General features: G+C 37.1%; 25 protein-coding genes and 1 pseudogene. 4 read left to right on the top strand and 22 right to left on the bottom strand.

Features of this window, described 5'->3' with window-relative positions; all coding sequences use genetic code 11:
• Window positions 1–11: 11 nt before the first annotated feature.
• The 16 genes and pseudogenes from NST93_RS00610 to NST93_RS00535 all read right to left on the bottom strand — a co-directional run bounded on the left by NST93_RS00610 (window position 12) and on the right by NST93_RS00535 (window position 15666).
• Entirely contained in the window at window positions 12–782 is a 771-nt protein-coding gene (locus NST93_RS00610; RefSeq protein ID WP_405100196.1) for an ABC transporter ATP-binding protein, read from the bottom strand.
• A complete protein-coding gene (locus NST93_RS00605) occupies window positions 772–1755 on the bottom strand; it encodes a FecCD family ABC transporter permease (RefSeq protein WP_405100194.1) in 984 nt (327 codons plus the stop codon). The genes NST93_RS00610 and NST93_RS00605 overlap by 11 nt, the downstream gene beginning before the upstream one ends.
• A gap of 24 nt (window positions 1756–1779) precedes the next feature.
• A complete protein-coding gene (gene isdE, locus NST93_RS00600) occupies window positions 1780–2721 on the bottom strand; it encodes a heme ABC transporter substrate-binding protein IsdE (RefSeq protein WP_405100192.1) in 942 nt (313 codons plus the stop codon).
• Window positions 2722–2985: 264 nt separating this feature from the next.
• Window positions 2986–4674, bottom strand: a complete 1689-nt coding sequence (locus NST93_RS00595; protein ID WP_405100190.1) for an NEAT domain-containing protein — start codon at window positions 4672–4674, stop codon at window positions 2986–2988.
• A gap of 29 nt (window positions 4675–4703) precedes the next feature.
• The gene (locus NST93_RS00590) at window positions 4704–5330 is read right to left on the bottom strand and encodes an NEAT domain-containing protein (RefSeq protein ID WP_405100188.1); all 627 of its coding nucleotides are present in this window, start codon (window positions 5328–5330) and stop codon (window positions 4704–4706) included.
• 473 nt (window positions 5331–5803) lie between these two features.
• Complete coding sequence (locus tag NST93_RS00585) at window positions 5804–6751, bottom strand: cation diffusion facilitator family transporter (protein WP_405100186.1); 948 nt, start codon at window positions 6749–6751, stop codon at window positions 5804–5806.
• Window positions 6752–6877: 126 nt separating this feature from the next.
• Window positions 6878–7288, bottom strand: a complete 411-nt coding sequence (locus tag NST93_RS00580; RefSeq protein ID WP_405100184.1) for a DUF3021 domain-containing protein — start codon at window positions 7286–7288, stop codon at window positions 6878–6880.
• A complete protein-coding gene (locus NST93_RS00575) occupies window positions 7278–7739 on the bottom strand; it encodes a LytTR family DNA-binding domain-containing protein (RefSeq protein WP_405100182.1) in 462 nt (153 codons plus the stop codon). Before NST93_RS00575 ends, NST93_RS00580 begins: the two co-directional genes overlap by 11 nt.
• A gap of 26 nt (window positions 7740–7765) precedes the next feature.
• Window positions 7766–8512, bottom strand: coding sequence for an ABC transporter permease (locus NST93_RS00570; protein ID WP_405100180.1), 747 nt, complete (start codon window positions 8510–8512; stop codon window positions 7766–7768).
• 19 nt (window positions 8513–8531) lie between these two features.
• Window positions 8532–9413 (bottom strand): ABC transporter ATP-binding protein, encoded by an 882-nt coding sequence (locus NST93_RS00565; protein WP_405103713.1) that lies wholly within the window; start codon window positions 9411–9413, stop codon window positions 8532–8534.
• Between the two features lie 308 nt (window positions 9414–9721).
• Window positions 9722–10594, bottom strand: a complete 873-nt coding sequence (locus NST93_RS00560; protein ID WP_405100178.1) for an SDR family oxidoreductase — start codon at window positions 10592–10594, stop codon at window positions 9722–9724.
• A 297-nt stretch (window positions 10595–10891) separates the two neighbouring features.
• A complete protein-coding gene (locus NST93_RS00555) occupies window positions 10892–11326 on the bottom strand; it encodes a GNAT family N-acetyltransferase (protein ID WP_405100176.1) in 435 nt (144 codons plus the stop codon).
• Window positions 11327–11487: 161 nt separating this feature from the next.
• Window positions 11488–12362 (bottom strand): annotated as a pseudogene (locus NST93_RS00550) (serine/threonine protein kinase).
• Window positions 12363–12645: 283 nt separating this feature from the next.
• Window positions 12646–13713 carry a P1 family peptidase gene (locus NST93_RS00545; RefSeq protein ID WP_405100175.1) on the bottom strand — a complete coding sequence of 356 codons (1068 nt, stop codon included), beginning with the start codon at window positions 13711–13713 and terminating at the stop codon, window positions 12646–12648.
• 433 nt (window positions 13714–14146) lie between these two features.
• A complete protein-coding gene (locus tag NST93_RS00540; protein ID WP_405100173.1) occupies window positions 14147–14542 on the bottom strand; it encodes an acyl-CoA thioesterase in 396 nt (131 codons plus the stop codon).
• 227 nt (window positions 14543–14769) lie between these two features.
• On the bottom strand, window positions 14770–15666 hold the full coding sequence (locus NST93_RS00535; RefSeq protein ID WP_405100171.1) for a glycine betaine ABC transporter substrate-binding protein: 897 nt from the start codon (window positions 15664–15666) through the stop codon (window positions 14770–14772).
• A 395-nt stretch (window positions 15667–16061) separates the two neighbouring features.
• Here NST93_RS00535 and NST93_RS00530 point away from each other — a divergent pair, with 395 nt between their 5' ends.
• Window positions 16062–17333 (top strand): Nramp family divalent metal transporter, encoded by a 1272-nt coding sequence (locus NST93_RS00530; protein ID WP_405100169.1) that lies wholly within the window; start codon window positions 16062–16064, stop codon window positions 17331–17333.
• 62 nt (window positions 17334–17395) lie between these two features.
• Here NST93_RS00530 and NST93_RS00525 read toward each other — a convergent pair whose 3' ends face one another.
• On the bottom strand, window positions 17396–18052 hold the full coding sequence (locus NST93_RS00525) for a hypothetical protein (RefSeq protein WP_405100167.1): 657 nt from the start codon (window positions 18050–18052) through the stop codon (window positions 17396–17398).
• Between the two features lie 370 nt (window positions 18053–18422).
• On the opposite strand from NST93_RS00525, the gene NST93_RS00520 reads away from it, so the two are divergent.
• Complete coding sequence (locus tag NST93_RS00520) at window positions 18423–19715, top strand: NCS2 family permease (RefSeq protein WP_405100165.1); 1293 nt, start codon at window positions 18423–18425, stop codon at window positions 19713–19715.
• A 49-nt stretch (window positions 19716–19764) separates the two neighbouring features.
• Here NST93_RS00520 and NST93_RS00515 read toward each other — a convergent pair whose 3' ends face one another.
• From NST93_RS00515 to NST93_RS00505, 3 genes are all read right to left on the bottom strand, one after another.
• Window positions 19765–20340 (bottom strand): hypothetical protein, encoded by a 576-nt coding sequence (locus tag NST93_RS00515; protein WP_405100163.1) that lies wholly within the window; start codon window positions 20338–20340, stop codon window positions 19765–19767.
• Between the two features lie 18 nt (window positions 20341–20358).
• Window positions 20359–20766, bottom strand: coding sequence for a hypothetical protein (locus NST93_RS00510; RefSeq protein ID WP_405100161.1), 408 nt, complete (start codon window positions 20764–20766; stop codon window positions 20359–20361).
• Window positions 20767–20948: 182 nt separating this feature from the next.
• Entirely contained in the window at window positions 20949–21584 is a 636-nt protein-coding gene (locus NST93_RS00505) for a pentapeptide repeat-containing protein (protein ID WP_405100159.1), read from the bottom strand.
• A 165-nt stretch (window positions 21585–21749) separates the two neighbouring features.
• Here NST93_RS00505 and NST93_RS00500 point away from each other — a divergent pair, with 165 nt between their 5' ends.
• Both NST93_RS00500 and NST93_RS00495 read left to right on the top strand, forming a co-directional pair.
• Entirely contained in the window at window positions 21750–22133 is a 384-nt protein-coding gene (locus NST93_RS00500; RefSeq protein WP_405100158.1) for a DUF3888 domain-containing protein, read from the top strand.
• Window positions 22134–22241: 108 nt separating this feature from the next.
• On the top strand, window positions 22242–22730 hold the full coding sequence (locus NST93_RS00495) for a pyridoxamine 5'-phosphate oxidase family protein (RefSeq protein ID WP_405100156.1): 489 nt from the start codon (window positions 22242–22244) through the stop codon (window positions 22728–22730).
• A 96-nt stretch (window positions 22731–22826) separates the two neighbouring features.
• Here the strand turns inward: NST93_RS00495 and NST93_RS00490 are convergent, their stop codons facing one another.
• Together NST93_RS00490 and NST93_RS00485 are read right to left on the bottom strand one after the other, a co-directional pair.
• Complete coding sequence (locus tag NST93_RS00490) at window positions 22827–23594, bottom strand: hypothetical protein (protein WP_405100154.1); 768 nt, start codon at window positions 23592–23594, stop codon at window positions 22827–22829.
• 327 nt (window positions 23595–23921) lie between these two features.
• Window positions 23922–24947 carry a serine hydrolase domain-containing protein gene (locus tag NST93_RS00485; RefSeq protein WP_405100152.1) on the bottom strand — a complete coding sequence of 342 codons (1026 nt, stop codon included), beginning with the start codon at window positions 24945–24947 and terminating at the stop codon, window positions 23922–23924.
• Between the last annotated feature and the right edge of the window lie 34 nt (window positions 24948–24981).

Raw genomic sequence — 24981 nt, 5'->3', positions numbered from 1 at the left:
CAGACTTTCATTTAAATACCTAATGGTACAATATACATTCCGACATCTGCATCGTTTTTTATTGCAACATGTACACCATAAACTTGTTGAATCAATTCTTTTGTTACAATGTTTTGTGGATTTCCTTGTGCAATGAGTTTTCCCTGCTTCATCGCAATAATTTGATGGCTGTATTGAATCGCTTGATTAATATCATGCAAAACCATCACAATCGTTAAGCCCTCTTCCTCACAAAGTTGTTTTACCAATTCAAGAACTTCATATTGATAAAAAATATCTAAATTTGAAGTTGGCTCATCTAAGAATAAATATGGTGTGTCTTGAGCAAGTGCCAGGGCAATCCATGCACGCTGCTGCTGTCCGCCTGACAATGTATCAATGGAAGCGTGCCGTTTTTCATATAAACCTGTCCGTTCCAGTGCCCACTTCACCATCTCTTCATCTTTCTCCGCGCTTGGCGAAAATGATGTTTTATGTGGTAAACGTCCATAATGAACGAGCTTTTCTACTGTAATATCAGCTGGAGCGGTATTTTGTTGATGAACTACTCCCAGCTTTTTCGCAAGTTCTTTCGGTTTATATTTATTAATCATCTTTCCATCCAAAACGACACTGCCTTCTTGTGGTTGATTATTATTCGTCAGCACACCAAGTAATGTTGACTTCCCTGAACCATTCGGTCCAAGTATGGTTGTAATTTGGCCGGCAGTTATTTCTGCCTCGACATGGTCAAGACGTTTTATTTTGTCTTGATAGGAGAAAGATATATTTTTAATTTCCATAAATACGATCACTCTTTCTTAGCAAGAAGATAAGGAATGGACCACCTATCACTGCAACAATAATCGAGGCAGGAATCTCTATCGGTGCGGCCACCGTTCGTCCCAATGTATCTGCTGTTAAGATTAATAATGCACCCGCTAGTGCGGAAAATGGGATTAATAACTTGTGATCATTCCCAACGAGCGAACGTCCAATATGCGGGACAAGTAACCCGACGAATGTAAACATCCCCGCAACTGCAGTAGCAATTGATGCTAAAAGTACAGCGATTATGGAAATGACAAACCTTGCTTTATTTACACTAAATCCAAGATTCCGCAATGTTTTATCACTTAGTCCCAAATGATTTGCCCATGCAAAAACGAGCATGCTCAGAATCAATCCAATTGATCCATAAAGAACAATAATCCCAACATCATCCCATGTTTTCATTGTTAACGTTGATGAAGTTACAGAAACACCAGACATTATACTGCTTGCATTTTGCGCTGTAAGGAATTCACTTAAGCCTGTGAAGATTGCATTAATCGCAACCCCAATTAAAATCATCCGCAATGGGTTAAGCCCTGATTTCCAAGAAAACATATAAACAAGCAAAAAGGCCATTGCTCCCCCAATAAAGGAAAATAGTGGTGTATAGAAATATAATGTCGGGAAGAATGTAATCATGATAATGGATACAAATCCCGCTCCCGACGACACACCTATAATCCCGGGTTCAGCGAGCGGGTTACGCATCACTGCTTGTAATAGCACACCAGAGACCGATAATGCCGCCCCTGCGAATAGTGCAATCACAATACGGGGCAACCGTAAGTCCTTTATTATTTCCACATTATCATTTGTGCCAGTAAAGAGACCTTTCATCAATTCCCAGACGCCAATTTCTATACTGCCAGTTATCATCGAATAAATGCTTACGCCAAGAAGTAAACCAATTACGACGATAAAACTTATTATCTTTTTATACATCATAAAAACCTCTTTCGTAATTCTTTACTCTTTTAATTCAGGATAAAAAATACCAATTAACTCTTCTAATGCTTCTGAAGCAGCTAAATTAGCTGTTGTACCAAAACGTGTTTCTTCTAAATCATAAACACGATCATTCTGTACTGCTTTAAAGTGTTTCCAAATATCATTATCCTGGAATTCTTTATTAAACATTTCTATTACTTCGTCAGGCATACCATGTGCCATACGTAAAATGATGTCTGCATCAGTTTGCTGCAAAGTCTCTGTATTTGCCTGCACATATTCCAAATCCGTATCTTCTATCGCATTAATGCCACCTGCGCGTTTCACTAAATCACCTACATATGAATTCTCTGTAGCGACAAGATAGCTGCCAGGCACTCCTAGTAAAATTAATACTTTTGGTGATTCTTTTCCTTCTACTTTTGCTTCAATTTCTGAAAGCTTAGCTTCAAAGTTTTCTACTAATTTTTCTGCCTGCTCTGTTCGATTATACTTTTCACCAAGTGACTGGATACCCTTATACATTCCTTCCACACTTTCTAAGTCCATATATGTTGCAGGTGTATCTGTTTTTGTAAAAGTTTCCTCCACATAATCAGTCAATGTCGTTACTGTTAGAACTTCTGTTGGTTTTAAGGATAAAATCATTTCCATATCTGGACTCATCGCCATACCAATCTCCGGTAATCCTTCATATCTTTCCGGTAAGTCTTTATATGTAGTTGGAACGCCAACTAAATCCAATTCCAATTCATCCATAATTTCTACTAAAGCAACCGTAGTGGCAATAATATCTCCATCTGTTTCGAGCGTTTCTTTCTCTTCGCCTGCAGCTTCTTCTGTTTCCGCGCTCGTTTCTTTTGCATCTTCTGCAGCATCCGCGGTTGAATCATTTCCGCCACAAGCAGCTAAAATGAAAAGAAGCATTACTATAAGTGAATACATAAATTTGTTTTTCATATTTCTGTGCACCTCTTTTTTATTTTTCTATGTAACTATGTAAATGATAAAGATAAATATAATGTCGCAAGTACGCCAATAGAGGCATTTCTTATATGCAGAAATTTAGAGGCGATAAAATTTGAAGTATAAAATGAAAGCAGTTTGAAGTATTATCTTTATCTTAATAAATAATATAACAACAAAACTTGGAGTCTTACTGTAAAGCACACAGTAAGACTCACAAGCCGGGACAAGAGCCAATACTTTAGCTATCCACTTTTTTTATGCAAAATGTCTTTTTGCTTTCACTGCTAACGGAATTGCTGAACCAATTAGCAGCAGTACGTATAACAGGATGTTTGTTTCTTCACCTGTTTTCGGGTTTAACCCGCCGCCGTTTCCAGCGTTACTAGCGGCTGCGCTAATATCCTCTTCACCTTCGCCAAGTTCTGGTTTGGATGGTGTGTTTGGATCTAGTTTAGACTTTGTATCCGCGTTCGACACTTTAGGCAGTGCGGAGTCATCAATTGGTTCACCTAGCTCTACACTTACTGGATCAATCTCTTCCATAGTGTCTACATCAAAGAATAAACGCGCTTTATGTTTTTCGTTTTCATATACACCAGGGACAGTGATTTTCATATCTAATAGAAGTACATTAGATAGATCATAGTTCTTAGGCAACTTCACCTGATAAACTGCGGAACCATCTTCATTGACTTTGATAACCTTCATTTCACCAAATTCAGTTCTAAGCCAATCAATATACTCAGGGCTTGTTGAGATTAGTTGAAGATACATTTCACCATCTTTTTCAATTAAAACAGCTGGTTTGTTAAAGAATTGATCTGCTGCGGAAACTTTATCTTTAGTTTCATCTTTAATTATATAATTTATTGTATATGCTTTATCCGCAGAATCTGGTATTTCTATTTTCTCCTCTTTAACTGGCTTTTCAGTAGAAGGATTTGGATTTGGTGTTGATGGTTGGTTTGAATCTTCTTTTGGCTCTTCTGGTTCATCAACTTCAATATGTGCACCTGGTTTTTCCGAAGCATTTGAATCGGATATATTTGTCTCATCTAAGACGATTCTGAAATCTGCATCACCTTCATATACCCCATCCTTAAAAGGAGCTTGGTATTCAACATAAGCACTATAAATAGATGTTAAGTTGGATAATGCAAATGTTTCATAACGGTTGTTTCCTTCAACTTTACTTTCAATTGCATTTTTACCATTCACTTGAAGTAAAGTAACTGTTTCATCTTTATTAATTGTTACCGTAAGTTCTCCCTTACCATCTTTAATAGATAAGAATACAGGGCTATCTAAATAACTACCCATTGCAGATGGTTTCTCACTATCAATATATAAATACTCTGTATCAATTAAGTAGAATCCATCTTCTAAATCGGATATCTTTTGTAATTCTATTTCTTCAGATTCATCTTCTTTTGGCTCCGTAATCTCTTCGCCTGGTTTATCTTCAGTTTCATTTTGGTCTGTTTCCTCTGCAGAATCTCCCTCTGGTTCACCTACTTCTTCAGGCTTCTGAATAGTAGGAATCCCGCTCATATCCAAATAAGCGTCCATATCATGTTCAGCTGGATAAACCATATCAATTGTAAATGGGACCGAATCTTTGAGACTACCTTCATAACTAAAGCCGATTTCATGAATTTGATTCTCTATATCTTTATTTATAGAGTCAACTTCGCCATCAGGTATGATAAGATCTTTAATAAATTCTGTTTCATAACTAAATTGAATATATTGTTTCCCATCTTCAATCTTCACTTTTGCTGTTTCTGAAAACTGACTAAACACAGTTTCTTTATATTTTACAACTAGCGGTACCTCATAATTGCCATCTTCATAGACTACAACTTCTTCAGCCAACACTGCACTGCTAAAGAATGGCAATGCTAAAATCGTAATGATTAATGTTAATAGCCATTTATTTCGCATATTATTATCTCCCTTTATAGTAATCAGAATTAATCACGTGCAGGTCGGAATTTCCAAATAGCGAATAATCCAACTAAGGCTCCAGCCATTAATAGTCCATAAAGTGCCATTGATGAATTTTCACCTGTTTTTGGATTTTCTACTGCTTCGCCTGTTCCATTGGCATTTTCAGTAGTGTCTGTTGTTCCGGCTGTTTCACTAGCAGCGGTATCTTGACTTGCTTGCGGAAGCCCACTTACGTTAAATACCGCACGCGCTGTATGCTCTTGATCATATAAATCGGGAACAATAATGTGCATGTTCATATTAAGCGGCTGTGACAGATCACCGCTTACCGTAAATTTTACAGTTCTTGTTTCGTTTGCAGTATCTTCACTCACAACAGTTACTGGTCCAGCTGGTGTAGATAGTGATTTGATCATACTGCTTCCAGTTACAGTTAACTGAATTTGTTGCACACCGTTTTCTACGGTAAGCTTAGCAGGCTTTGCGAAATAGCCGTCCGCAATGGAAGTATTTTCGCTGCTTGCCTCTTTCATTTCATAATTCAGTTCATATGTACCGTCCGCAATCTGCGCATAGGCAGGTGACGCAACGAAGAAAATAGTTAAAATCATTGCTGCTAGAACTGTAAATAATGAAATTCTCTTCTTCATCTATTTCTCCTCCTTATGATTTTTAAATAGAATTTCGAGCATCCGAAAGTTAAAACTGCACCTCTGGAAACTTGGACCAGAATAGTCTCTCATTCATCGTTTTTCAGAAAGCGTATGCAAGTACCGACTATTCAATGTTCCTCTGAAATTTCTATTTTAATTGAGAATTATTCTCACACTATTAAATGTACCAATCTAATTGAAATAGAGCAAGAGAAGTTATGTGAACAAATTATGTCTTATTTGCAAATTCTTCTTCCAAGGGCACAGTTTTAATAGCTTTTTAGTAATCCTTCCGCTAATTTGTTAAATGTTTCACATTGAAATCGTTATGAATCCAGTATATTCCTAGCTACAATAAAATATTGTGATTTAATATACATAGTTCTAAATAGAAAAGTAAAATGTGAACATTTTTTGAAATGAATACAGAAAAAATAACCACCCAAGTGAATGGATGGTTATTTTAAATCTTACTTCCAGCTCTGTTTATCATCATCTTCAATAATGCCCAGCACGACATCTGCCACTTCAGGCTGCCTGAGCAGCTGATTTTTAATTCTAAACAGAATATCATCTGCTGCATTTAGTGTAAGACCTTTTTTAAGTTCAATTGTTCCTTCTACATGGTAGAGACGCCCTTCCTGAATAATTCGGATACGCTGTATATCAACAACAGCCTCATCTTGAAGAATGACTTCAACAAGTTTGCTCTCCACTTCTGCCGGGGCAGCGACACCTATTAAACCGACCATGTTGTCATAACCAACACGATATGCAACAAAGAACATTAAAAGACCAATAATAATCGAAGCAACTCCATCGGCTTCAGCAACATGAAGAAACTGCGCTAAAAAGATTCCAGCAATCGCAAGTACTGCGCTGAATGTTGCAACGAGATCCTCATAAAAGACAAGGCGGGTTGCTGGTGAAGCGTTTCTCACATTTTTAAAAGCAGTACCTATAACATTTCCTGACTGCTTTGTACCTGTCTCACTCGCAATTTCTCTCATTGCTTTAAACAAGATGAAACCATCTACTAAAAAGGCAATCAATAGAACAATCAGGTTTAACAGAAAATTACTTGCCTCACTTGGATGCTGTACTAAATGCCAGCCCTCTTTAACTGTTTCATATGCCATTATGGTTACAACGACAACTGCAACCATACAAAAGATATTAATAACACGGCCAAATCCTGCTGGAAAACGTTTTGAAGCAGGTAATTCCGCAAGTACACTGCCAAAGAAAACAAATCCCTGATTGATGGCATCTGCCAGGGAGTGCATTGCTGAAGCAAACATCGTCCCGCTTCCACTAATTGCAGCAGCAACTGCTTTAATTCCTGCTAAGAAAGTGTTGCCAAGCGCAGCAATCCCCGATGAAGTGTTTCCTTTTTTTATTTTTGCTATTAGTCCCATATAACACTCCCCTTTTCCTTTCTTATTTCTACCCTAATAACACTAATTTATCCCAAAAAGCAGAAGAAGAAAAGCTGATAAGGAGACTGTCATTGATCCAGTTGACATGTTATACGGCCTGCCCTGCTATTCTTTTTTAGGCAAGTTTGCATTCAGGGTTTCTTCTATTCTTTTATAGTATAGATAATACCCAGTCCAAAAGACTGCATAAATCACAATAAAAAATAAACTGGTCCAAAGCATTGGAACTAGCTTAAGTGGGACCCAATCCCCCAATAAAGCAATAATAAAGTAAACAGTCAGCGACATAATAAAATGGATGCCTGTTTGTTTTAAGGTACTCATTTCGTTAAACATAAAAATAAAAGAGGACAATCCAAAGTATATGCCAATAATAAGTGAAAGAAGCATATGGATCCATATTTCTGAAACCGTTGCTTCTGTCCCTGTAAATTTCAAAACCGTAAGTGCAGCGAAGGTAATTATCCCTGCAAATGCAATACCATTCATGCTTCGTTTTATAGCTTCAACGAACATCCGATTGTCCCCCCATCTCTAATTGTTTTTTTATTTGACTCACATATTTCCGTGTTATATATTCTTTCTTTCCAGAATGAAAAAAAACACAAAGGTTGCCATTAAAAGCTAATTCAAAACGTTCAATATGGTTGAGATTGCCGATGACAGATTTGGAAAAACGTGTAAAGTTAAACGATGCTAACTTCTCCTCTAATTCATAAAGTTTCATTCGCACTTCAACTTTACGGCTTCCAGAACATGCGAATACCTTTCTCTTCTCAGCATAGACAAATTCTATATCATGCGGATCAAGCAAAACAGTTTGCTCTAAATCAATTCCAAAGATTCGCTGCTGTTTTTTCCGCTTCATAATCGCGGCAATTTCATCCAATTCAGCAGTCCATTCATTTGTCTTAATCGTAATCGATGATTCTGTATGTTTTTCATCAATATCAATATTCACCTTCACCGGCAATCCCCCTTATCGCTGCAGTACTACCCTTTTGCTCGTTTCAAGAAGTTTGGATAAAAAAATAAAGCGATGATGAAACCAACCAGACCAAACCCAAAAAGTATGCATGATGATTGAACAAAATCCATCATCCCTAGCGTGCCTGCCATCGCATCCTGAAAAGCCTGGTGTGCCCAATATTGCGGGAGAAAGCGGCTGATTGTCTGCAGGAATTCCGGCATCATATCTACCGGCATCCAAAGTCCGCCCAATACCGCCCCTCCCAATGCAACTACCTGAGTCAACGCAATTCCCATATTTGATGTTTTAACAATGACAGCAAGTGCCAGGCCTAAACCAGTTACCATGAAAGTCAGCAAGACGGACAAAACAAACAAATAGACAGGCTGCTCCAGCGGTATGTTATAAACAAGTTTACCAAACAACAGCAAGATTACAATCTGTATAAAAACAATGTACATATACGGCATCCATTTGCCCAGTAAATATAAATAAGCGGATAGTGCGGTACTTGCAATTCTGGCAACCATACCGATTTTTTGATCCTTTAGAAAGGATTCAGTCATTGTAATCATAATAAAGAATACAAACATAACTGTATATCCCGGAACAATCGACAGGATAATCTGCTGACTCTCTGTTTCACTTGCTCCTGAAGTAAAGACAGATATAAACAAAATGGTAAATACGATTGGCAGAATTAATGTCCAAAATAAAAGCCCCCGGTCCTGAAGGTTTTTCTTCAATTCCAAATTGATAACAGCATTCATTTTTTCACTCCCCCTATTTTCAATCTCTCAGTTGTTTTCCTGTAAGTGAAAAGAAAACATCCTCAAGTCTTGGTTTCACTAATTCTAAACGTTCTAATTCCCTGCCTTCCTCTTTGCACCAGTTGAGCACTGCCCCCATAGCAGTAAGCGGATTGCTGGTTGTCAGGATATAACCACCACTCTTCGCTTGAATGGAACCATATGTTTCTATCGATTGCGGCAGAAAATCCTTCCCTTTTACAAAGATGGATGGCGTTGCATACTTTTCCAATAAGTGGTCCAGTTTATCATTCTCTACAATTTTTCCTTTATCAATGAAAGCTGCTTCGTCACATAGCTGTTCTATCTCTTCCATATAATGGCTAGCGTAAATAATTGTACAGCCCTTCTCTTTAAACCGTTCAATCATTTGAAAGATATACTGGCGTGACTGTGGATCAATCCCTACAGTAGGTTCATCCATGATAATCAGATTTGGATTATGCATGATCGCACACCCAATATTTAAGCGACGTTTCATCCCACCTGAAAAAGTCAGCACTTTATCCTTTTCTCGTGCTTCGAGACCAATTGCAGTTAATACCTCAGTGCTGCGATCCTTTAATACTTTTCCAGACAAGCCGTGGATTTTTCCGAAAAACTGCAAATTATCACGTGCTGTAACGGTTTCTTCCAGAGCTATATCCTGTGGCACATAACCGAGCCTGACGTCATTTCCTGAAAACTGAATGTTGCCTGTATAATCACGAATAATGGATGAAATAATTTTGATAAGTGTGGACTTTCCAGCTCCATTCGGTCCAACCAACCCATAGCAAATGCCTTTCCTGATTTGCAAGGAAATGTTCGACAGCGCTGGAATCTTCCCATAATATTTGCTTATATCATTGATACGCAACAATTTCTCCACCTTCCCTTCCTTCTTTATTTTTCATTATTGCAAATACATGTCTTTTTGAAGTCAGAAATGGAATAACATGCAGGTTTTAATGAGTGAAGTAACAATAAATATGTATATGTTTTATACCACTATGAAGAGGCTGTCCCTATTGAAACAGCCTTTTCACGGTCACCTTGTACAGTTTCGTCTATGTTTAACTCTGTCTGATACACCGGAAAACTTCAATTAGCTATTGCCCTGAAATTTTCAATAAATGCAGCACTGAAAAAACAAAAGGAATAGAGGCTTTAATCCCCTATCCCTGTTTGTTATCCATTTACAATTGTCCCGCCATTCACATGAGTGGTTTGCCCGGTTACATAGCTGGAGTCATTACTGGCTAAATAGACATAAGCTGGAGCAAGTTCTTTCGGCTGACCAGGGCGTTTCATCGGAGCGTCGCCGCCGAAGCTTGCAACCTGTTCTTCAGAAAAGGATGCTGGAATGAGCGGAGTCCAGATTGGCCCAGGAGCTACCGCATTTACACGAATTCCTTTATCCACAAGCATCCCGGATAATGATCTTGTGAATGAAGTAATTGCACCCTTAGTAGCTGAATAGTCAATGAGGTCTACATTACCTTTATAGGCAGTAATTGAAGACGTATTAATAATTGTACTTCCCTCTTTCAAATTGGGAAGCACTGCTTTTGTAAGATAAAACATACTAAATATATTTGTCCGGAAAGTCTTTTCTAATTGTTCACTTGTAATATCCATGAAGCTGGTCTGTACATGCTGTTCTGCAGCGTTATTTACTAAAATATCGATTTTAGCAAATTGATCTAATACTTGTGTAACTGCGGACTCACAAAATGATTGAGAACCAATATCACCACTAATTAGCATACATTTTTGGCCTGCCTGTTCAATGATTCGCTTCGTCTCTTTCGCATCCTCATGTTCATCCAAATAAATAATCGCTATATCTGCACCTTCCTTAGCGAAGTAAACACTTACTGCGCGGCCAATTCCACTATCTCCGCCTGTAATGATTGCAACTTTTCCTTTGAGTTTATTGCTGCCCTCATATTTAGAATCTATATACTCTGGCTCAGGGTTCATTTTCGATTCAATACCAGGCTGTTTATCCTGCTTCTGAGCTGGTGGTGTGGTTTTTCCATTATTATGTTCCATTGACATAGTACTATCGCCTCCTGAAATATACGGTTTCTTTCTTATTCTTCCCCCTTTATCTCAGGGTCAATCGTACTTTTTTCAGTTAAAATAAACCTACACATTATCCTGCCGAATCTCTTAGAAAACCCTTAAAGATAAATGAAAAAGCACTACCGGTATTTTCACCATTTCCTTCGGGTGCCATCCTTTTTATTCCAAAATTCATATGCGTGATATTCCCAGGTCTTCTTATTCGTCATGCTTTGATTATTCATGATATTCCCCCTTCCTATACCAACCTGCCTTTAGCAAAATTTCCCGTTACTTTAAATTGGTTTTGAAAACATAACTTACTTTTTCATAATCCATTTTGTTTTCATAAAAACCGTGTGCATCCGTGCGCTGTAGCCCTGAAGATAAAGCAACAGATTCATAGTTATGTTCCTTTGCCCATTCGTGCACAAAGGTTAGCAGTTTTTCACCATAGCCTTGTGAACGCTTATTCCTATCTGTTACTAAATCACAGACCCAAACGAATCTGCCATAATACAATGTTATCATTGGTTTGAAACCTGTTACTGCAACTATTTCTCCTTCATCTATCAAAGCAAAAATCTTATAATGATTTTTTGCTTGTGCTTCTAATACTAATTCAAGAAATGTGTCTTCATTCAGGTGGGTTCGTAATTGTTTCATTACCGGAAATGCTTTCATGACTTCGCTTTCTGATTGCAGTTCTTTAATTAATGTGGGCATTCAAGTCAAGCCTCCCTATTTTAAATGTTTGCACTGATTGCTATCTATTTCCAAACCGGCCCGTTAGTAAACGGCTCTTATCTCTAGTTATTTCTGTCTGTTATTTCTAGATAGAAGCAAAAAGGGAAACTTTAGAAAGTTGCCCTTTTCATTATGTTATATTATTGATTTAATGCAAATTTCCAAGCATCATAGAATTCCTTTACTGTTGTGTATCTTTTATTACGATCTTCTTCGACTGCTTTCGCTGCAACTTCATAAAGTTCACCGCTGGCATCCCATTTGGCGAAGGAACGGTCCATTTCACCGCCCAGTAATCCAAATGCAATACCCCCAAGATTGAAGACGTTCGTAATAGCATCAATTGGCGATCCAAGTTCATATTCCTCTGGCGATTTTAAACGAGTAGAGCCCCAAAATTCCTCACCTATATCATTTATAGAAGGTGATTTTCGATAAAAGTCAATATCGCATATTTTTGTTTCATCCTTCTCGAAATTATATAATATACTTCCATCATAAAAATCGACTGCAACATGTTGTTTTGATTCTACATAAGTATGAAAAGAAAAAATGGTATCTAGGGCTTTTAGACGTTTTTCCAGCTCTAACTTTTTGAAACGGTAATAAGGTGACTTAGGGTTTGTATACTTCGCTGCGCCACCAAAAGACCAATGGGAATGTAAACATTCACCTTCAAACCATTGAAATACTAATGCATACCCATTTTCTGTATCAAAGTAATCGATTAACTTAATTAGGTGTGGATGTTCTAACGACTGGTAAACCGGTACAGCATTTTTTAATCGTTTAATAGCATCTTCTGGATTTCCTGAAAACTCAGATGGCTTGCCCCAGCATATTTAACGAAGTATCGATGCCCGTCCTTTTCTATACCAAAACTTATATTTCCTGAATCTTGTTGATCAAATACACAAAATACGGCACCTAATTGCCTTAACCAATTAAAATCTTGTTCCTCTTGCAGCTGGAATTGCACTTTATTAAGTGTTATAGTAATTAAATGATTTTTCAAATGGATGATCCTCCTATTTAATTAGCTGGAATCACGCAGTTTTTAGGGGCTTGATACGTTTCCCTTAAATTATAGGTACCCCATTTGCAATTATCCTTTTTTTCATAATACAACGCCTCCTTTCATCTTTCTAAAGAAATAACAAACGTCCTTGTATTGTAAGATCCCATTTCGTACTAATGATTTTCATTATGTATTTCTAATTATTCTTCTAAATTTAGTGATTGACTCTTCCTTTTCCTCTGCTCCCACAGTACGTGCTGCTTTCACCGCAGACGACGTCCTACGAATTCAAATCAATATCATAAGCTTGAAGTAAATCCTTAAAAGCGGGTCTTTCATTTCCATTCCGGCCAACAACATGAGTTGCGGTCACTAATGCGTTTAATACTGCTTCTTCAACAGCCTCGCCTATTGCTTGGAATGCTACATCAATATCTTCCTCATAAATTGTTTGGAAGGAAATCAGACTCGCTTGCTTCTCATGAGGCACTGTAGTAGCTGTAGAAAAACCGATGATTATCTCTCCGCTCCCATTTGCGATAATAGAACCTGTACGGGATAAGCCTGTTACAGATCTTTTAATAATCCGATTTAATTGTCTTTCAGATACAGGAAGATCTGTTGCAACGATAACAATAATGGAACCTTTATCTTTTTCTTCATCAGATTCGGGCAGGACCCTATTTAATTCCTTTCCAATTGCCCTTCCATTTACTTTGAGGTCAGTTAATGTTCCAAAATTCGTTAACACCAAAACACCTATACCATACGTTCCATGCTCCATTTTCATCATTCGTGAGGAAGTGCCAATCCCGCCTTTTAATGAATAGCAAATCATGCCTGTCCCTGCACCAACCGAGCCTTCTTCCACTACTTTTGAAGTATTATTCAATGCTTGAAGAACGTGTTCCTTCTTCACATATCCGGCACGAATATCATTTAGCACCATATCATTGCATTCACATACAACCGGATTAATCGTTCCAGTTGTTCTTCCAATTTCAGCGTTCTGCTCCAGCATGTACCCGATCAATGCGTCTGCGGCTGTTCCAATACTCAGTGTATTTGTTAAAATAATTGGCGACTCCAGTGTACCGAGCTCATTTATTTGTATCGTACCCATCGTTTTACCAAACCCATTAATGACATGACTTGAAGCAATTAGCTTTTCTTTAAAAATATTTCCCTGATGAGGCAGGATAGCTGTAACACCTGTTTGTCCACTATTTTCACTGATTGTTACGTGACCAACAGTTACCCCTTCGATATCTGTAATTGAATTGCTGGGACCCGTCTCTAATCTTCCTATTTTCACTCCGTAATCTCTTATTCTTTTTTGTTTGGGCATTTTTATACTCCTGTATGGATAAGTAATACGGTTCAATGTATGTTACGCGTCGAATGAACCCCTTTTCAATAGATTCTACAAAACATTGATTTATCCTTTTTGGGTTGGCCAAATTAATTGCAAACAGCTTCTAAGGTACTGGCCGATGTTCATTATCAAACTGTTAATATAACGGACCGAGGCCATGGTATACTCTTGCAGAAAAGTCTGCTGTTCTTGCAAAACTAAAAGCAATTGGTACAGATTTACTTGGTGGTGGTACGAAAGCGTATATGGCGAAGTTAAAATCAAACCAGGGTAAATAACAACTGCACGCTTTTCTAGCATATAAACGAAAAGTCATAGCAATCATGCTATGACTTTTTGTTACCCTTTACTGCCCTCTATCAACTTTACAATTTTTCTTTCCCTTAATTTCTTTTTCTAACACTACTTAGCTCAGCTCTAATGTATAAAGTTGCAGTTTTTCCTTTATTTTTTCAGGAAGGTTAACAGATTTCTGTTCTTTTCTATTAAAGTAAACAAGTGCCGATTCACCTTTTGCAATTAATTCTCCTGATTCCTTCTCAAACATTTCACTTGTTAATACGAGACTTTTCGTCCCAATACGAGATACGCTCGTATTGATTTTCAGCGTTTGACCGAAATAACCTTGCTGAATAAAGTCACAACTTGCAGAAGCAAGGATAAAAAAATGCTCTTCGGTATTAATTTTTAATCCAACTTCTTCAATGAAGTCAATTCTTGCTGCCTCAAGATACGTAAAATAACTTACATTATTAATATGACCAAGTAAATCTGTTTCACTAAATCGAACCTTAATCTCCATATGTAGTCCCCCTTGAACCTTATCGTTAATTCTGAATATTACTGTCAATGATAGAGTTTTTGCTGAATAATAGCAAGATATCCTATCTCCTATACCCCACTTTGCTTCGCAACAAATGAAGTGTAGGATGAAAAGCCCGCATCTAAATAATAGATACGGGCTTCTTATGTTTATTCCATTTAATTATTATAACGAATCCGAAAAAAATCTGTGATCACATTTTTTGCTTATTCTTTTGGTTCCAAATCTTCAATCGAATTAATATCCATATAAGCAGGAACAGCTAATCCAATTTTAGCACCTTCAAAACTTGGTCCAAGATCTTCAAATTCATTCTCATACTCTGCATATAAGTCACCATGGGTTGTAGGCATCCATGGGGATAGAGAAGCATCAGCATCACCTGTTGCTATTGCCTCAAACAAAATAGCTGGATCAACAGGTGTAAGTGTGACATCATACCCTTGCTGTTCCAAAATAACTTTAGCCACCGTTGCTGTGAATGTTGCTTCATCCCAAACTGTCGCAACAATTTCAATTGGTGTTCCGTCTACTTTATCTAGTCCTTCTGTCCATTCTGTTACTGTTTCCTGATTTTCTTCTACCCAATTCTCAGCAATTTCATCAAAATCTTTATCCAATGCATCTAACAATGCTATCTCTATATCTGCAATCTCCCAATGTAATCTATCAAGAATTGTATACGCTTCTGGCAATTCATCCTTCAAACCTTTTCTTACAATCACTGTGTTTGCTTCTTCCTGTCCATAGATTCCTTCAGGGTCTTCTAAAAACTTTAAGTCCCACCTTGCGAATTTATAATGTGGGGACCATGCAGTAATGATAATTGGTTCTTCATTATTAATTGCATCTCCCAATTCCGTTAACATTGCACCTGTAGAAGATACATTCTGCTTCCAACCATCAAGATTTTCATATGTAGCTATCACTTCTTCATTTAATTCCGTTTGTCCTGCCCCAGGTTCAAGACCTGTAATTGTGTAATCCATCTCATCACTCACACTGCCTTCAGCTTGTGTCTCTCCATCATCAGATCCACACCCTGCAACAACAAGTGATAAAGCTATAACTGCAGTTACTCCTAACCTCTTCCAATAAAACATACTTTCTTTTCCCCCTAATTCTCTGTTTTACTATTCTCTTTGAAAAATATAACTATTTAAGCGTATAACTCTTATCTGTTTTATTCAAACAGCATATTCAGTTATTTCTGTATGTAATAAATGTACAGTTTTCCATATAGGGGCAATTACGTCGGTTAGAGTTAGATTTAATGCAAATTCCTCTATCTAAGACCCCCACTTGATTAAAAAAGAAGATGCATGTTGCACGTACAAAGGTTTAAATGTTGTTATATCAGAGTCCAAGGAGTTCTCTTAAAAAATTTATGTAAAATATAAAAATACAGGTTTACACATAAATATCCAGGGAATAAATGTTGGCAGAGAAAACTTCATTTTCTGAAAACATCACATTTGTTAGATGAAGGGAGAATACGATGTCCACAGAACATAACAGAGAATTGGAGTCCCCCAGACGGGAGAAAATAAAGTTAGTTGATTATCTAAAGGGATTGGGTCCTGCAGCAATTGTTGTCGCCGGTATTATCGGGCCAGGTACCATTACTACGATGTCTGTAACCGGATCAACACATGGATATCAAGCTTTATGGATTGTTGTTCTATCCTGTATCTTCGCATATTACTATCAAGAACCCGCAATACGTATCACTATTATCAGGAAAATTACAATTATGGAAGGAGTCAGCAGGTATATAGGGAAACCTGCAGCAATCTTTTTATTTGCCACTGTATTAGTTGGGGCAGTTGCTTTTCAAGCTGGCAACTTTACTGGTGCGGCACTTGCATTAAATTATTTTATTCCGGATATCTCTTTAACTGTGTGGGCATTGTCCATGTCCTTAGTCGCCCTCGTCATTGCTTGGATTGGCGTATATAAAATTCTGGAAAATATCAACAAGCTGTTAATTGCTTTAATGATTATCGCTTTCGTTCTTACTGCTTTCTTCTCCGGACCGGACATTGGAGAACTTATAACGACAGGCTTTTCTTTTCAAACATTAGGAGGAGAATATTGGCTGATATTAGCATTGCTCGCCACTACAATGCCACCAAACATTGTTCTTGGCTTATCTGCATTTACAAAGTCAAAATATAAATGTACAAAAAATCTATCCAGCACACGGCAATTAAAGCTCTCGAAATTTGATTTACGACTTAATATGACGTTTACCGCCTTAATCTCTGGGGCAATCATCGTCTGTGCAGGTACAGTTATGTTTACACAGGGGATTGAAGTTACGAGTGCACAAGAAATGGCGGTTCAATTAACACCTTTACTTGGACGCTATGCAGGTATTTTATTTTCACTGGGGTTATGGGCAGCAGGTTTTTCTTCGGGACTTTACCAAATATCATTGGCATGCCTGTTGATGAATGAAGCAATTGGAAAGGAAGAAGATTTTAAAGCAGCGAGAAGCAGAATCATTATGATAATAACGAGCCTTGTCCCTATCTTTATTATTATGCTATTTGAAGCAGTGCCTATCGAACTGATTATTACAGCACAAGCATTAAACGGGTTAGCCCTTCCTATCGTCGCGGCCACCGTGCTCGTCTTGTGCAATAAAAAGGAGGTACTTGGTTCCGCAGTAAATAATACAAGACAAAATATAATCTATAGCCTTATTTTACTCGTTGTGAGTGTACTTGCAATTCGTGTCTTTTTAGATTTATTTGGACTGATATAAATAGCATGCCAGTCTTCTTTCACTATACACTTTAGCTGCAGAAAACTGGCATTTTTTTAAAATTATTTATTTAATTCAATTTCTATATCGAGTTCTTCCCCAATATCTTCAAAGTTCTCATCATGAGCAGCACTGAAGATGAGACGAATGGACTCTACATCCTCTGCTTTTGTGTTTTCAAGTACGTAAAAAGAAGTTCCAGATTTATTTACTTTCCCATAGTAATCTCCATCAATATGATCACTTAATAACATATCCGGCTCTAATTGCTCTCCAGTAGAAGTTGTCATAATCGCTTGTGAGGCATAGAACGTCACATTGTCTTCTGAAGTGTTTTCAACCTGAAGATCGACTTGGATATATTCCAGCTCTTCCGCCTCAAAGTAGTCAATATAATCATCACTGACATCCATTGAGACTCCATTCGCTTTCTTAATAGTCAGCTGGATTGGGCCTGATTCAAATGTGCCAATATCATCTGTTCTGCTAACTAAAGTGGATGCACCAGCTTCATTTGTAATCACATCGCCAACAGTTGCCTCTTTTGATTCATTTTCTTCTGAGGTCATTGTTTTTCCTTCATCTTCATTATCTGCCTTTGTTTCGGCTTTTCCATTTACTTCTTCTCCAGACTCATCCACCTTGCCGTCCGATGAATCACCACAAGCTGCGAGTACAGTTAACATGACCACAAATAAAACAATTAATAATTTCTTCATTCGTTTAAAATCCTCTCTTTAGATAAAATAAAATGTTGTTTGAATCTTCTGTTCACTAAATGATGAAGCTTTTCTATACGTAAATGAATTCCCTCCCCATCTTGCTTGCCAATCCATGAAGCAGCTGTGTAATTTTTCCCCTTAATCATTTGCGAAATATATCGTGACTTTGCTTGGAAAACAGCCAGCGATTTTTTATTTCTAACTTCACTATAGCAAGCAAGGTATACATTTTTTTGTATATGACTGCTTGATGGAAACAGGAATTTTTATTATTTATGCAAAGATGGGCACCCTAATAGTTGATTATCATGCAAAAAATCGATAATATATGTAAGGTTAGTCAAAATGAAAGAAAGAATGGTGGATTATGTTTGAAAAACTATTTAAGCTAAAAGAAAATAACACAAAGGTTCAAACAGAGTTTACGGCTGGAATAACAACGTTCCTCACCATGGCATATATTATCATTGTAAACCCGGCAATTTTATCTGGTGCAGGGGTGCCGTTTGAACAAGTATTTATGGCTACAATTATTTCTGCTGTAATTGGTACGTTAATGATGGGATTATTTGCGAATTATCCGATTGCAATTGCTCCAGGAATGGGGTTAAATGCATACTTTGCTACGGTCGTTGCAACACAGGGGTTATCTTACCAAATTGTTTTTGGCGCAGTATTTCTCGCAGGTATTTTATTTGTCCTTCTCAGTCTGACCAACTTGCGTGAAACCCTGATTAATAAAATACCGGACAGCTTAAAATTCGGTATTACCGCCGGGATTGGTTTATTTATCGCATTCGTAGGTCTTCAAAACGCTGGTATTGTCGTTCCAAATGAGGCGAACATAACTGGATTAGGGGACTTGACCGACCCGATGGTGATGCTGACAATTTTTGGATTATTTCTTACTTTGATCTTTTATGTATTAAATATTAGAGGTGCGCTATTCTGGGGTATGATGATTACAGGTATCATTGCCGCTTTTACCGGACAGCTCGAGTTTGAGGGAGTCGTTTCAGCACCACCCGCTCCTGTATTTTTTGATTTAGATATTGCAGGCGTATTTTCTCATGGACTTTATACCGTAATCATTGCATTTTTACTTGTTACTCTTTTTGATACGACAGGAACAATTATCGGTGTTGCTGAACAAGGCGGCTTTATGAAGAAAGGCAAGCTTCCGCGTTCAAAGCAAGCATTAATGGCAGATGCAACTGCAACAACTGCAGGGGCGATGTTTGGGACAAGCCCTTCTACAGCTTATATCGAGTCGACTGCTGGAGTAGCCGCTGGAGGAAGAACAGGACTTACTTCACTTATCGTGGCTGCCTTATTCGCAGTATCAATTTTCTTTACTCCTATTATTAGTGCTGTGGCAAATGTTCCAGCCATCACTTCACCTGTATTGATTATTGTTGGTTCGTTTATGATGCAAGGATTGGCAAAAGTTGACTGGAGATCCTTTGATGAAGCATTCCCTGCTTTTATTACCTTGCTGGCTATGCCATTTACAGCGAGCATTGCCACTGGGATAGCTGTTGGTTTCATTACCTATCCATTAATGAAACTAGCTAAAGGCAAAGGCAAAGAAGTTCACTGGCTGATTTATGTATTTGCTGTGCTGTTTCTATTACAATTAATTTTCTTTCCGATGAGTTAAAGTTTGCTCCCTGTTGTTTAAAATACAGCAGGGAGCTTTTTAATTGCAGTTACCTTTCCTTTAATCCCTCAATCTCCTCTCTTTTCAAGTGAGTGACCTCAGCTATTAGATTGATATCCAGACCTTTTTTCAGCATTTCCATTGCGACTTCTTTTTTTCCTATTTCTTTTCCAAGTTCTTTCCCTTTCTCCTCATAAGAGATCGGTATCTCAAGAATTCTCTCTGCTTCTGGCAGGTCTTCAATCTCTTTCATTAATTGCTCCTCCTCTTGTTTGGTTAACTTTAAATAGACTTCAAAAAATCCATATACAATACGCTGCTTCGCTGAATTCAATTCCATTCTTGTAATCATTTGCAAAAATTCTTTCTTTACTTGTATTTTTTCTTCTTCCTTATACCCCATTTCACTCATTAGCGCTGCAGCAGCCGGATTGTCAGAGTGAATATAATCACGCCAGTTCCTTTTCTTAAGATGCAATGTCAGATAGTTGAATGTAAGCACATGAAAGAAAGGAAACTCCATTGTATACTGGTTCTCTTCCCATTCTCCTTTATGAGTAAAAACAGCTATCGGTATAATTGGTTTCTGGTACTTATTATATAACATACTAAAATAATGGTACATTCGCTCATGAAAATCGTTTTATTCGTAACTTTGTGGTTCCACATGGATAATTATTGCAACATTTGTCCCTTTCAACTTGGTTTCGATGACAATATCCATTCTGCGTGTATTCCCTTGTAACATATTTGTGTACACTTCTTCAGATAGCGGTTTAATTGTGTGAAAATCAATGCTGTCATGGACTTCAGGAAAGAATGCATCGAGAAATTCCTGAAAAAATGTGCCGATGAGTTCTTTGTGCAGTTGATCATGTTTTGTGTAGGCAGAAGTTGGAGTTGTTTCTTTAATCAGTTGTGGCATGGCAGCCAATATGATCACATCCTTTGGGGAATTTGGTGTGATAACGGAGATTTTAGATTGATTTAAAATCCCCTGTTTTTTACCGTAAATATAAAGTGAAACTTCAATCAGTGGAAGTTTTTGCATTTCTTCCACTGATTTGATTGTTCGTTGAACCAATCGGGCGAATAGAGGCAGTGTATCTCCCGCCTAAAATGTTCATTTCTTCTTCACTTTTGAGGTCGGGGTTTTACTGCCGCTAAACCTGCGATAAAAATTTATGTTGATAAAGTGGAATTTCATTCAGTCAAACTGCCAAGCTTCAAACATCAATCTTTAATTTCTAATCCTAATAAGGCTGCAAATTGAATTGCCTGAAAGGACGATACCTTACAGCCTTTCAAATTATCAATAGAAACAATTAGAGATTCAAATTCGGATGAACTGATATCAATCCCATTTAATGACGTTTCATCAAAGCTGACATCATTCAGATTACAAGTGAGAAATTCAACTTTCTTCAGTTTGCAGTCATACAAATCTGCACTTTCTAAGGATACATCATCAAATATTACTTTCTCTAACTTCGAATGCCCAAACATTGTTAAGTTTAAAATTGATTTTTCAAATTTAACATTTCCTATATACGATTCAGTTAAATTGCTCCCAAGGAGTTTACAGTTGTAAAATTCGACTCGATGCATCGAAGCGTTGCTTAAAATAGTATTAGACAGATTACAATTCTCAAAGCGCACATCGGTAAGATCAATTCTGCTGAAATCGGTGTTCATAAAATCGCAGTTTTTAATCACTGTATTGTACAATCGCACTCGTTCAAGCGTTTCATTGGTAAATGCCGCGTCTTTAATCAGACTCATCTCGAATTCCGGATCTTCTTCATATAAAATGTCTGTAAAGTTTCTTTCAATTAGATTTTGAGTAATTTTAGGTGCATTTATTTTCATTTCTTGTCTTCCTTTCGATGATTAGACGATGAATCTTTTTCTTTCAAGCATATCAGAGAGTCTTGTGCGTGACTATGATTTGAGAGATTTATCATATTAAGTATTCATATTTACCGTTAAGTGGGTAAATATATCGTTATAGAGCTTATTGAAAGAGGTTTTTTTATGAAAAAAATATTTGTTTTCTTTACGGCATTATTTCTTACCTTTATGATTGCTGTTCCATCAAGTGCTTCAAATCAAACCGCCTGTGAAAGTGCATTGCTCTCTTTAATGTGGGATGATATTCAGGCGGCTCTTACTGCGCATCATTCTGAAATAAAGGACATTCAATCTTTTGATGAAAAAGTAGTCGAATTAAAAATGACAAATGGGCTTTCTTTTGAAATCACGATTCAATTAGATGCATTTGTTGGTGCACATAACACGATTGGCACCGATACACTTAAATTTATACGCGAAGTGCCAGATGGGCTTAAGTTAGTTAGCTACAAGCATAAACCCACTAAGAAGAAAAAAGAAATATTAGAATGGTATTTTAAAAATTAGTGATAAATAACTGTTGTTTGCTTTTATTTTGTGTAATCCGCCCTGATTGATTAAAAAATTGGTGTAAAGGGTATTATACCTCTATAAACTATAATTGAGGTGATAGAAATGTCTAACATGATAAAACAAGAAGAAATTGAAACTTTAAGAGAGTTAATTAAAGACGTAGACACTGCCATGCTGACTACTTTAACCCAGGAAGGACTTATTGCGCGCCCAATGAAAACGCAGGAAGTAGAGTTTGATGGTGACTTATGGTTTTTCACGAAAAAAGAAACAGATAAATATAGAGAAATATTACATGATCAGGATGTTAATGTTGCTTATGCAGGTAAATCCTATGTTTCTGTTCGCGGGAAAGCAGAAATCGTTGAGGATTTAGCGAAGAAAAAGGAATTATGGAGTAAAGCATATGAGAAAATTATGCAAACCTCTTACGATGACCCGAATCTTATCTTGATTAAAGTAAAAGCGGAAGCAGCAGAATATTGGGAAACAGGTAATTTCACAAAAAAAATTGCCTTTCTCTATAAACGCATGACTGGAAAAAATGCCGAATCGGCAGAAGTAAATGAGACGATTGAATTAGATAAATAATATAAACATGGATTGTCCGGTTACAGGGCAATCCATGTTAGCTGATTCTCTCATTCGGGAGATGAACTTTGATTAAATAAAGTGTGGAGAATTCCATCAATCTACCCAATCATAAGGTGGAATATTTCCTTGTTTATTATAATAAAGCGTTAAACCTTGTCTATCGACTTTATAAGCCAATGTACAAGTTCCCTTTTCATTCTCTTTTTTCCAGTTTTCCGTAAAGGTAACGATATAAATTTCTTTTCCGATTTCTTCTGCACTCGTTTCTCTAATTACCTGATAATCCCCGATAGCACCTTCCCATTTTCCAATATTATTAGGAAATTCATCTATTATGGATCCTTCACCAGAAGTTGCATAATCGACAGCATCTTCTATTGTAAATCGCGGCAAAGGTGGAGATGTTAATTGTAAATAACCCCAACATAGCAAAATTGAAGCTATTGGTATAATAAAAAAAGGTTTTATGCTTTTATTCTTTATACTCCTTTTATATAGCCACTTATCTACAATTCCATATAGTATTGCAGCTGCCATTCCATATAAAGCGGCGATTGCAGCTTGAAATAATATGCCATTAGCTAGTCCGAATAAACCAAGAATTAACACATAAAGCCAATCATATTGCTGGAACCATCTTCTTTGAAAATATTCTATTATAATTGATACTATGTTTCCATAAATCAGGATTATTAAACCAATATAAATGGCATAAACAACGAACCACCCAATGAAATTATTCCCCCGATTGTATATAATTTCATTTTCATTACTAAAATAGAGAAAAGCAAACAGCATCGAAAGAAACATCGTGGTAACAAAGGTTGCAGCAAGTTTTCTTAAAAGAAATCTTGTTTTCATCTGTAGGTTACTCCTAATTAAAAGTAGTTAATTTTGCATTATCTATTTACACACACTATCTGTTTTATAAAAACACATCATTTTGTTTTTTAAACTCCAATTCTCTTCGTATTAAAGTGTAAGAAAAGACATTGCATGGTTACCGTTAGTAAAATAGCTTTATCGTTAATATCGTTTCCTCTGACAAAAACCGCATAAGATAGCGTCCTTCCAGTTTCAAAAGTTATTTGGAGAAATGCTTTATCTGATGACCTCTGCAAATAATAATTTAACTTTAACGACTCCATTATAAAATAAGGGCTAATCGAAGTCAGCCCCTATTTACACTTACTTATTCACTATTAAACTTTCTATTTCAATCAGCATCTCATAAGCACTTTCTGATTTATTTGAACAAACAACGATGATAAGATCCAAATCCGGATAAAATACAGAACGGTAATTCACACCTGGATCATAACCCATTTGAATATATTTTACGACACCCTGTTCGTTTAACTCCATATATCCACCATAACCATAAAAGATATCATCTGCGACCTTCTCTCGAGGTGTCAACAAGCTCTGCGCCATTTTTTCTGACAATAGTCTGTTATTCATTAACGCATCCCAAAACATCCCGATATCCGGTGCAGTTACATATGCACCACCATCCGGCCCGCCTTTTGCCGGCAACGAGAAAACATTTGACTTCCACGTTCCATCGGGCTTTTCTATATACCCGATTGCAGCATTTCCAGGCAATTCATCCATTGAGAAATAACCAGATTCAGACATGCCAGCTGGTTGAAATATATTTTTCTCGATATACGAAGCAAAGTCCATACCACTAATAGATTCAACAATAAGTCCTAAAATAATATAACCCGTATTATTGTATTTGAACGAACCGCCAGCTTCTGCTTGCATTTTTTCATACTGAAAAAGTGGCAAAAAGTCCTTTGCAGAGCGAACCCGATACATTGGCAAGCGTTCCCAAAGCATCTCAAAATCATCCATTTCTTCTTCGTCGAAATAATCCGGAACACCTGATGTATGTGTCAGTAAATGATGAATGGTGATGTTTTCGTCAAAATAAGGAAATTTAATATTCAAGCAATCAACGATTTTAGTATCAAATGTGATTTTCTCTTCCTCCACCAACTTGCATATCGCAATAGCTGTAAAAATCTTGCTGCCGGAAGCAATCGAAAACCGCGTGTTCGTTTGATTTTCAATTTTTTCCGAATGGTTCGCATAGCCATAGCTATCCGATAATATCGTCTTACCCTTCTTACGCAGATGGATGCTCCCAGAAAATTGGAGTTCCTGTTGTTTTTCGATTAAATTATTCCAACTCAATTGTTTATTCATTTTCCGTTCCTCCTGAATGTGTTTTATAAAAACG

Source organism: Oceanobacillus sp. FSL H7-0719 (assembly GCF_045040795.1).
Classification (GTDB): Bacteria; Bacillota; Bacilli; order Bacillales; family Amphibacillaceae; genus Oceanobacillus.
The sequence above is the reverse complement of the archived record's forward strand: the minus strand, read 5'-3'. Positions and strand labels throughout refer to the sequence as shown.